A 5,937-nucleotide genomic window follows, 5' to 3' on the forward strand; every position below is an offset into this window, starting at 1 on the left:
CTGCTCCCTGGGCAACGATTCAGGACTCACTTGAATTTATTAATGACAGCCACGATTCGATGCAGCGTCAAGAGTCACTTGTACTTGGTGTGTATCTGAAGTCTACAGGCGAGTTGGCTGGAAAATGCATGCTATTTAGCTACGACAAGGAATCCAAGCGAGCCGAGATCGGTTTTGGGTTAGGCCGTTCTTGCTGGGGTAAAGGCTATGTAAACGAGGCGGGAGAGGCGTTGATTCAGTACGGGTTCAACTCATTGGGGCTTCGGAGAATTGAAGCTGAGATTGACCCAGGCAATCAATCTTCTGCGAAAGCGCTAGAGAATCTTGGATTTGCTCGAGAAGGGGTTCTAAGGCAGCGTTGGGAGGTCAATGGTATCGTCTCTGACTCGGCAATGTATGGGCGGCTGATAAGCGATCACCCTGCATAGCCAATCAATGCTTGTGGCAGGCGCCTGTTGTGGGCGTTAGATCAAGAGTAGATTCTGGATATGACTATCCCAGAGATAACAAACGAAGCAATACAGGCACAGTTAGTCGTAGAAGACGTCCTGGGTGATTCGATCATCGGTATTTATCTCTTCGGCTCTGCTGTCGTTGGCGGTTTAAAGCACGAAAGTGATGTAGATATTTTAGTCGCCGTCTCAAGGCCTCCTGGCTTATGGCAAAGAAAAGCCCTGGTTGCTCGGTTGATGGGCGTATCCGGTGCGATTGGGAATTCCCAAGCCATCAGGCCGTTAGAGCTGACGGTGGTGACAATTTCTGATGTTGTTCCTTGGCAATTTCCGCCTCGGGCTGAGTTTGTTTACGGGGAGTGGTTGAGAGCGAAATTCGAGGCCGGAAGTGTTCCGAAACCAGCCCGTGATCCTGATCTTGCCATTGTTCTGAAGAAGGTAAGGGATAACAGTCTTTCGCTGTACGGAAGAAGCGCCGCTGAGGTTTTTGAGCCTGTGCCTATGGCTGATATTAGACGGGCAATGTGCCACTCCTTGCCCACTCTTCTGGCCGACGCTGCGGGCGATGAGCGTAACGTGGTTTTAACCTTGGCACGCATGTGGCGGACAGCGGCCACTGGCGATATTGTTCCTAAAGATGCTGCGGCAGAGTGGGCGGAAGGGCAAGCACCACCTGACCATGCAATGCTATTGAAATATGCTCGGGAAGGTTATCTGGGGATAATTGAGGATAGATGGCAGGATAAGCATGAGGACGTTGCAGCGCTTGCCTCCTATTTGAAAAATTCGATTGAGGGGTGCCTCGATACCCCGTAAAACAATCCTCACATGCCTTTTTGCCCAAGTGGCGTTTGATGGAGGGGGGCTCTTGTACCTGTTGTCGTGCCGTTGAGACTACGAGTGGTTTCAGCCCTGCTGTGACAAGCGACGCCGTCGCTTTCATTGCCCCAACACTTGCGGGTTAAGCTGCCACACGCTCCAGGTCAGCGCGCAGGCCAGGCTCACCCAAGCGAGGTAAGGCACCAGCAGTAGACCCGCCAACGGCTTGAGTTGCCAGAACATCACCAGCGTCATCAAAATCAATACCCAAAGCGCGGCCACGCCGATAAAGGCGAGAGCGCCCAGCTGCCAAGCGAAGAAGAGCCAACTCCATAAGGCGTTGAGCGCCAGCTGTATGGCGAACATCACAAGCGCGAGCTGGGCGCCGGGTTCACGCCAGGCAAGCCAGGCGGCAACGCCCATAAGGCCGTAAAGCGTCGTCCACATCGGCCCGAATAGCCAAGCGGGCGGTGCCCAGGGCGGTTGCACAAGCTCTGCGTAGAAAGAGGCCGCGTTGATGGAGGCCACTGATCCGATGGCGGCGGCAATATAGGCCAGTGCCAGCCAGCCAATCAGGCCCAGAATCTGTTTTTTGCGGGAAAGTGCACGCACGTGAGCCTCTGCTGTAAAGTATGAAAATCACTTCAAGCGTAGTGTAACGCAATGGGATCGGCCACGGCGGCGGTTGCGAAAGAGTGAAGCATGGTTGAAGCGTGGCAGGCGAGCTAGATAAGGCGGCATTAAACAAAGGGAGTGCAACGTGACTGAATCGCTACAAACGCTGTTACTTGAACTCGAGCAGTTTGGTGTAAGCAACGATAGCGCCATCACCGACCGGCCTCGCCGCATGTTGAACATCACCCGTGACACGGGAGAATTCCTTTCCGTGATGGTTCGGGCCACGAATGTTCAACGCGTGCTTGAAATTGGAACGTCTAACGGTTACTCAACACTCTGGCTGGCTTGGGCCGCAGCGGCAATTAACGGCCATGTGACGACCGTTGAACAATCCGATTTCAAACGTTCGCTTGCGGCGAAGAGCTTCGAACGTTCAGGCCTTGCTCCGTTCATTACCCAGGTTCATGGTGAGGCGGGTGCCGTACTTGGTCGCTGCTTTGCATCAAGCATCGATCTTCTCTTTCTCGATTCTGAGCGTTCTGAGTATCTGGCATGGTGGCCCGACATTAAGCGGGTTCTTCGTGAAGGAGGGCTTCTTGTGGTTGATAATGCCACGTCTCATGCTGAAGAGATGTCGCCTTTTGTGACAGTAATTTCCGCAGACCCTGATTTCGCCACGTGTACCGTGCCTGTCGGAAACGGCGAGTTTTTGGCTACAAGGAGCCGATAACATGAAAGACTTACCCGTCAATGTTTCTCCCTATAAAAGAACGCCAGAATTCACCGAAGAGAGCGTTCCCACAGGGTTGTTGAATGACCACACAACCAAAGAGGGGGTGTGGGGAAAAATAGTGGTACTTGAAGGCTTGTTGGAGTACACCATTCAAGAGCCAGCACTGGATATCATCGAGCTAAGCCCAGAGCAGTATGGTGTTGTAGAGCCAACGATAAAGCATCATATAAAGCCGTTGGGCCCGGTAAGATTTTTTGTTGAGTTTTATCGTTGATAGGGAAGTACCTGCCAATCTGCTTACTCCCCTGATATTTCCTCACCTTGAGCGGATAGCTGCTGCCTAGCGTTTTCAATCGTTGGCTGCAGGTGATAAAGGCAGTTGCCGTTCCGGTAGATATCGGCTGGCCCGGTAAGGCGTTCGAGATCATTCGTAGTCAGAGTCGTTTGGCACGTTAGGTCATCTTGCGGCTGAGTCGTACCGAGTAGCATCAAATGGCCGAGCAACAGCCAGTCGCCATCGTGCTCGCCATACGCCTTGCCCACCGCGCTATAAGGTTCATAAACCAGCCACTGGAAGGGCGTGCCGCTGCTGATCTGTAGGGTCTGGCAGGGTTCTGTCTGGCTTAAACAGGCGGAATTCTGCTCAACCAACAGGTTCAGCAAGGGCTCTGGGAGAGTGGCGCCGTTAGGGCTTGCCCTGAACTGTTGGGCGACGTCAGCCAGGTTCTGAGTATCCACCAGTGGTTCCTGGCTCCAACGTTCGGTTTGCCTGAGCGAAAGCTCAATACGTCGAGCTAACTCAGGCTGCGATTGGGCAAATTCGCTCTCTACCAAGGCTTGCAAGGCCAGGGTGCCCGGCTGGCCGAGTTGGTAGCGCAGGTAGTTAACATCAAACGCCTCGGCTGTTGTGCGGCCATCCAGCAACCGCTTGATTTGCTGCTCGGCAACCCAGTGGCGCATATCTGCCAGCGGTGTGTTAACTACGATCAACACAAGGGCCACCAGCAAGGCCAAGCCAACGTTGGCGCGCTGTAGGCTGGGAAGTGCTGCCTGGCGGCGCCACAGCAGAAGCAGACTATAGCTTACGGTAAATGCCGCTGTTAGCACTTGCAGCAGGACAGCCCACAGCCTGTCCAGGCTAAGGCCGTATTGATCTATACGCAGCCAGAGCGCCCAGGCGGCCAGCACGCTACCCACCGGCAGCAGCACAACGGCCAGCAGGATGATGCGGCGTAGCCAGGTGGGATAGGGGGGTAAGCCATGCGCTTGATGAAAGACCGCGTTGAAGAACAGCAGCAGAGTTAACATCAGCGCCATTAATATGGAGGAGGCTCTGCCTGTATCCCAGACGGGCTGCACGCCGGTAAAAAGGAGCATGGAAAAAAACAGCAGAATGATAAGGGCTACCAGCGGCAGTAACGCTTTGATAAGTGCCTCGCTCATCTGCCGCACGCTTTGAATCAGGCGAAAGCGGTTACGAATCATCACCAGCGTTAAACCGATCACCAGCCAAGTGACGGGGTAAATAAACACGGGTTCGCTGAAAAGCGTCTCAAAAAAGCGCACGCCAATAGCCGAAAACAGCGTTGCCCCCAGTAATAACAGGCCCCAGAACACACCAATAAACAGCGTCAATAGGGAAAGCGTCTGGGTGAATTCCCAAGAGTAATTCAGCAGCGGTGAATAGGCGGTAGGCCAGGTTCTGCTAGTGGCGCTACTCCGAAAAAACAGTGCCAGAATGAAAAGCGCCACGCCAAGCGACATGCAAAAGGCAAACATGAACGGGTGCCGCACCCACTGCTGTTGCTCGGGTGTTTGCTCTACCCAGCCAAGGTGCCAGCCCAGCCAAAACAGCAGTGGGGCCAGCAATAGCGGCAGAAAATTGAGGTGATCACGTAGCCGCTCCATGCCGATTAGATAAAGCGCGGGCAGGGCGATTGCTACGGTATAAAGCGCCTTGAGCCAGCGCTGGTCCGCGGCCAGCCAGTACTCATGCTCGATCGCCAGATGAAGGGCCAGCAGCGCAACCCCTTGTACCACGGCCAGCAAAATCAAGCCCGTACGGGTGGGCTTGTCCAGCGTGTTTGCGCGATGATCATCCATGACAGTTGTCCGTAGGTGGAGTCAGCTTAATCAACATTGACGTTGCTTTAAAAATAATCAGGGTAGCGTTGGATTAAATAACAACATCACCATGACAGGGAAATGGAAATGTATCGAATATTACTGGTTCTTTGCAGAGGAGTACGCTGCCAATGGCGGAACGCTATTCCGCCGTGCTTTCTTAACTGCCTCTGTTAACATTCGTGGCTTGTCGCCTGCCATATTAGAAGGGGCGTTTGAAATAACACCAGGAATTACTTGATGAACCATCCACAACCCAATAATCCGTTACATGGTTTAAGCCTTGAAAAGATCTTGACGCGGTTGGTTGAGCGTTACGGCTGGGACGGCTTGTACGCAGAGATCAACGTTAACTGCTTCTTCAACGATCCTTCTATTAAGTCGTCGTTGAAATTCCTGCGTAAAACGCAGTGGGCACGGGATAAAGTAGAAGCGCTGTATATCAATACCTTTACGGATTAACGCAGAAATAAGTGTAGCGGCGGAGTGGGCTATGAGGTTTACGCTCCTCGCGCCGTTTATGCGGCCATTGAGAATAAAAAAATACATCGTAGCTTGTCGATTTCTCTCACGCTCGAACGACTAGTGATAGTTCGCTCATGCAATCACAGACCGTTTGAAGTATCGGCTTTCGTGAGGAAATTAATGATGATTACGATGTATGGATTTGGAAAAGTAACGCCGCAAGTGGTGGGGATTACGAGGGATTTACGTGTGCTGTGGGCACTAGAAGAGTGTGAACTGCCTCATCAGGTTAATGGGCTTGATGATGTCGCTGGGGAGCTACATAGCGCTGATTATTTGGCAATCAATCCCTTTGGCAAAGTACCCGCAATTGACCATGATGGCGTGATCATTTTTGAGTCAGGAGCTATTGTTATCTACTTGGCGGAGCAATCAGGGAGGCTTCTGCCGACGAGTGAGTCAGAACGCGCTAAAGCCCTGCAATGGACGTTTGCTGCCCTGGATACAGTGGAGCCACCGATGACGCAAATTGCCGTGATTGATTTATTTGAAGCGGATGCCGAGTGGGCAAAGCTGCGACGTCCGGCACTCGTGGAGATGGCCAAGAACTGCCTCGCAGTGCTCGAAGATGTGCTTATCAGCAAGCGCTATCTGCTTGGCGACCAGTTTACCTATCCAGACATTCTAATGGTTGCTGCGTTAAGCCAAATACAGCATACAAACCTT

8 protein-coding genes are annotated in these 5,937 nt (G+C 52.7%); 6 read left to right on the top strand and 2 right to left on the bottom strand.

The genetic code is table 11. The annotated features are described in order from the left end of the window. Together ACT3TC_RS16830 and ACT3TC_RS16835 are read left to right on the top strand one after the other, a co-directional pair. Positions 1 to 428: GNAT family N-acetyltransferase (locus tag ACT3TC_RS16830; RefSeq protein WP_444641101.1), on the top strand; the 428-nt coding region annotated here is incomplete at its 5' end. 60 nt (positions 429 to 488) lie between these two features. After that, a complete protein-coding gene (locus ACT3TC_RS16835; protein ID WP_444641103.1) occupies positions 489 to 1,268 on the top strand; it encodes an aminoglycoside adenylyltransferase family protein in 780 nt (259 codons plus the stop codon). Positions 1,269 to 1,391: 123 nt separating this feature from the next. On the opposite strand, the gene ACT3TC_RS16840 is transcribed toward ACT3TC_RS16835, so the two are convergent. Continuing rightward, positions 1,392 to 1,883, bottom strand: coding sequence for a TspO/MBR family protein (locus ACT3TC_RS16840; RefSeq protein ID WP_444641104.1), 492 nt, complete (start codon positions 1,881 to 1,883; stop codon positions 1,392 to 1,394). 148 nt (positions 1,884 to 2,031) lie between these two features. Here ACT3TC_RS16840 and ACT3TC_RS16845 point away from each other — a divergent pair, with 148 nt between their 5' ends. Beyond that, positions 2,032 to 2,619, top strand: a complete 588-nt coding sequence (locus tag ACT3TC_RS16845; protein ID WP_444641106.1) for an O-methyltransferase — start codon at positions 2,032 to 2,034, stop codon at positions 2,617 to 2,619. A 1-nt stretch (position 2,620) separates the two neighbouring features. Then, the gene (locus ACT3TC_RS16850; RefSeq protein ID WP_172115986.1) at positions 2,621 to 2,896 is read left to right on the top strand and encodes a DUF1971 domain-containing protein; all 276 of its coding nucleotides are present in this window, start codon (positions 2,621 to 2,623) and stop codon (positions 2,894 to 2,896) included. A gap of 23 nt (positions 2,897 to 2,919) precedes the next feature. Here the strand turns inward: ACT3TC_RS16850 and ACT3TC_RS16855 are convergent, their stop codons facing one another. Beyond that, positions 2,920 to 4,725 carry a DUF4153 domain-containing protein gene (locus ACT3TC_RS16855; RefSeq protein WP_444641108.1) on the bottom strand — a complete coding sequence of 602 codons (1,806 nt, stop codon included), beginning with the start codon at positions 4,723 to 4,725 and terminating at the stop codon, positions 2,920 to 2,922. A 261-nt stretch (positions 4,726 to 4,986) separates the two neighbouring features. Between ACT3TC_RS16855 and ACT3TC_RS16860 the strand changes: the two genes are divergently transcribed. Continuing rightward, on the top strand, positions 4,987 to 5,208 hold the full coding sequence (locus ACT3TC_RS16860; RefSeq protein ID WP_444629799.1) for a VF530 family protein: 222 nt from the start codon (positions 4,987 to 4,989) through the stop codon (positions 5,206 to 5,208). 183 nt (positions 5,209 to 5,391) lie between these two features. Continuing rightward, positions 5,392 to 5,937: glutathione S-transferase family protein (locus ACT3TC_RS16865; RefSeq protein ID WP_444641110.1), on the top strand; the 546-nt coding region annotated here is incomplete at its 3' end.

Origin of the sequence: Halomonas sp. AOP27-A1-41 (genome assembly GCF_052378605.1) — a bacterium.
GTDB classification, from domain to species: Bacteria; Pseudomonadota; Gammaproteobacteria; order Pseudomonadales; family Halomonadaceae; genus Vreelandella; species Vreelandella citrativorans.